4 protein-coding genes are annotated in these 3,207 nt (G+C 75.1%); 3 read left to right on the top strand and 1 reads right to left on the bottom strand.

Translation table 11 applies throughout. The features are described 5' to 3' along the window. Positions 1-120 precede the first annotated feature (120 nt). Positions 121-795, bottom strand: a complete 675-nt coding sequence (locus tag ACFWXO_RS39965; protein ID WP_375893905.1) for a FadR/GntR family transcriptional regulator — start codon at positions 793-795, stop codon at positions 121-123. Between the two features lie 126 nt (positions 796-921). Here ACFWXO_RS39965 and ACFWXO_RS39960 point away from each other — a divergent pair, with 126 nt between their 5' ends. The 3 genes from ACFWXO_RS39960 to ACFWXO_RS39950 all read left to right on the top strand — a co-directional run bounded on the left by ACFWXO_RS39960 (position 922) and on the right by ACFWXO_RS39950 (position 3,070). Next, a complete protein-coding gene (locus tag ACFWXO_RS39960; RefSeq protein ID WP_380530834.1) occupies positions 922-2,211 on the top strand; it encodes a CynX/NimT family MFS transporter in 1,290 nt (429 codons plus the stop codon). A gap of 75 nt (positions 2,212-2,286) precedes the next feature. Beyond that, entirely contained in the window at positions 2,287-2,409 is a 123-nt protein-coding gene (locus tag ACFWXO_RS39955) for an SGM_5486 family transporter-associated protein (protein ID WP_375893902.1), read from the top strand. A gap of 133 nt (positions 2,410-2,542) precedes the next feature. After that, positions 2,543-3,070, top strand: coding sequence for a histidine phosphatase family protein (locus ACFWXO_RS39950; protein ID WP_375893899.1), 528 nt, complete (start codon positions 2,543-2,545; stop codon positions 3,068-3,070). Positions 3,071-3,207 lie beyond the last annotated feature (137 nt).

Raw genomic sequence — 3,207 nt, 5'->3', positions numbered from 1 at the left:
CTGCGCGCGGCGGGGGCCCCCCCCCCGCGGGCTCCCCCCCCCTCCCCCCCCCCCGCGCGGGGGGGGCGGGGGCCGGCCCCCGTTTCCGTTGCGGGGGCGCCGGGGGCGCCGGGGGCGCGCCTACGCGTCGGCGGTCGCGCAGGCGCCGATGGCGCGGCCGGCCTCGACCGAGGCGCGCTGGGGGTCGCCGTCCCGGATGGCGTCCCGGATGGTGTGGTGGCCGATGTAGCGCTCGGCGATCAGCTCGGGGCCGACGTCGTTGCGCAGGTGCTCGCGGGTGACCTCGCCGAGGTCGGAGTAGACGGCCAGCAGCACGTCGTTGTGGGCGGCGGCCACCACGGCGTGGTGGAAGGCGGCGTCGGCCTGGACAAAGTCCTCGGCGTCGCCGGAGTGCCAGGCGGCCTCGCGCCGTTCGAGCGCGGCGTCCAGCAGGCCGAGGTCGCGCTCGGTGCGGCGGGCGGCGGCCAGGCCGGCGGCGGAGGTCTCCAGCGCCGCCCGGAGCTCGGCGACCTGCCCCTGGTCGGCGTCGGCGAAGCGGCGGTGCATCACCCCGGCCAGCTCGCTGGTGGCCAGGACGTACGTGCCGGAGCCCTGGCGGATGTCGAGCAGCCCGTTGTGGGCGAGGGCCCGGACGGCCTCCCGGACGGTGTTGCGGGCCACCCCCAGCTGCTCGACCAGGGCGGCCTCGGTGGGGATGCGCGAGCCGACGGGCCACTCCCCGGAGGTGATCTGGGCGCGCAGCTGCGCGATCACCTGGTCGGACAACGGGGTGCGCCTCGGCGAGGACAGCGCCACGGGGACTCCTAGCGACTACGGGGTTGGGTGGGCCGTGGGGGGAAAGTGGCTGATGGACGAACGGGTCGGGACATCATGCCAATTCCGAGGTGCATCAATTCATCCCATCATTCTATGATGGCGCCCATGCCTCCCGCAGCAGACACCACCACCACCTCCTCCCCACGGAGCGGAGAGCGGCCGCAGACCGAGCGGCCGTCCGTCCCCGGCAAGTACCTCGGCGTGCTGTTCGCCGTCGCGATCGCCGCCGCCGCCTTCAACCTGCGCCCCGTGGTCACCAGCCTCGGGCCGCTGCTCGACCAGGTCCGCGACGACCTCGGGATGAACCCGACGCTCGCCGGGCTGCTGACCGCCGTCCCCTCGCTGTGCTTCGCGCTGTTCGGCCTCGCCGCTCCGAGCGCGGCCCGCCGGATCGGCCCGATCGCCGTGATCACGGCCGGCATGGCCGCCATCACGGCGGGCGTGCTGGCCCGCTCCTTCGCCGGCGGTACGGCGGTGTTCCTGCTGTTCACCGCGCTCGCCCTGGCCGGGGTGGCGGTCTCCAACGTGCTGCTGCCGGTGGTCATCAAGCGGTACTTCCCGGAGAAGGTCGGTCCGATGATCGGCCTGTACTCCATGGCGCTGTCCGCGGGCACCGCGCTGGCCGCCCTGGTCAGCGTGCCGCTGACCAGCTCGCTCGGCGGCGACTGGCGTTACGGCCTGGGCAGCTGGGCCGCCCTGGGGGCGCTCGCCCTGCTGCTCTGGCTGCCGCTGCTGATCGCCAAGCGCGAGCGCGGCGAGCGGGCCGGCGGCGCCGCCGCCCCCGCCAGGCTGCCGATCACCCGCAGCCGCACGGCCTGGGCGATGGCCTGCTTCTTCGGCCTCCAGGCCACCGGCGCCTACGTGGTGATGGGCTGGCTGCCGAAGATCTTCCAGGACTCCGGCATCGACAAGGGCACCTCCGGGGTGCTGCTCGCGGTCACCATGGTGATCGGCGTGCCGGTCTCCTTCGTGCTGCCCAACCTGGCCGCCCGGCGCGGTGACCAGCGGATCTTCGTGGTGCTGCTGGCCTGCTGCGGCATCGCCGGGTACTCCGGGCTGGCGCTCGCCCCGGCCGGGGCGCCGTGGGTGTGGGCCGTGCTGGTGGGCCTGTCCAACTGCGCCTTCCCGCTGGTGCTGACCATGATCGGGCTGCGTGCCCGGACGGCCGGCGGGGTGGCCCAGCTGTCCGTCTTCGCCCAGGGGCTCGGCTACCTGATCTCCGTCCCGGGCCCGATCCTGATCGGCCGGATCTACGACGTCACCGGTGAGTGGTACTGGCCGCTGGGCTTCCTGGCCCTGCTGCTGGTGCCGCAGATGCTGTTCGGCCTGCGCGCCGCCCAGGCCCGGCACATCGAGGACGAGGCCGTCCTGCCCGCCGCGCGGGTCAAGGCCTGACCGGGAAGGTCAAGGCCTGGCCAAGGCGGTGGGGCCCGCCGTGGACGGGCGTGTTCGGGGTGGGAGAATCCCGACATGCCCGTTCTCGACCCGAACCCCACCGACGGCCGCAAGCAGCTCGGCCGCATCGCCCTCCTCTTCGGCGGCATCGTGGTGCTGGTGGCGATCATCGCGACCGTCGCCGCCCAGATCGGTTGACCGCCGCCCGTAGCGCCGCCGCACTCCCGGTGACACCCGGCCGACGGGGCATGATGGCACCCGCCACCCCGGGGAGTGGCGGCAACCGGGAGCATCGCGCCCCCGGCCCGCTTTTCTGCCAAGCTTGCTGGGTATGAGCGCCGACACGCCCCGCAGGATCATCGTTCTCCGCCACGCCAAGGCCGACTGGCCGAACGGCGTGGACGACCACGAGCGGCCGCTGGCCGACCGGGGCCGTCACCAGGCCCCGGACGCCGGCCGCTGGCTGGTCGACTCCGGCATCAACCCCGACTTCGTGCTCTGCTCCACCGCCCTGCGCACCCGTGAGACCTGGAAGCTGGCGGCGCACGAGCTGCCCAAGCGGGCCCGCCGGACGGTGTACGAGGACCGGATCTACGAGGCCAGCCCGGGCGAGATCATCGCCGTCCTCCAGGAGACCCCGGAGGAGTACGCGGACGTGGTGCTGGTCGGCCACAACCCCGGGGTGCTGGGCCTGACCCAGGTGCTCGCCGGGGACGCGGGCGACCCGGACGCGCTGGAGCGGCTGCGCCTGGGCGGCTTCCCGACGGCGGCGGTCGCGGTGCTCAGCTTCGGCGGCTCGTGGAAGGGCGTCGAGCCGGGCGTGGCCGAGCTGGTCTCGTACTACACGCCGCAGGACTGACCTCCGGGCCCGGCCGGGCCGCGGAACACCGAGGGGGGGGGGGGGGGGGCCGGCCCCCGCCCCGCCCCGCCCGGCGCGCGCGCGGGCGCCCGCTCCCCGGCGCCCGCCCCGCGGCCCGCGCCCCCCGTGAGAGGCTC

Origin of the sequence: Kitasatospora sp. NPDC059088 (assembly GCF_042738155.1) — a bacterium.
Taxonomy (GTDB): domain Bacteria; phylum Actinomycetota; class Actinomycetes; order Streptomycetales; family Streptomycetaceae; genus Kitasatospora.
Note: the sequence above shows the minus strand (reverse complement) of the source record. Positions and strands in the feature narration are given on the sequence as shown.

Excerpts from the sequence above, each read along its gene's own strand:
- ACFWXO_RS39960 (WP_380530834.1), top strand. The coding sequence starts at position 922 with ATGCCTCCCGCAGCAGACACCACCACCACCTCCTCCCCACGGAGCGGA.
- ACFWXO_RS39955 (WP_375893902.1), top strand. The coding sequence starts at position 2,287 with ATGCCCGTTCTCGACCCGAACCCCACCGACGGCCGCAAGCAGCTCGGC.
- ACFWXO_RS39950 (WP_375893899.1), top strand. The coding sequence starts at position 2,543 with ATGAGCGCCGACACGCCCCGCAGGATCATCGTTCTCCGCCACGCCAAG.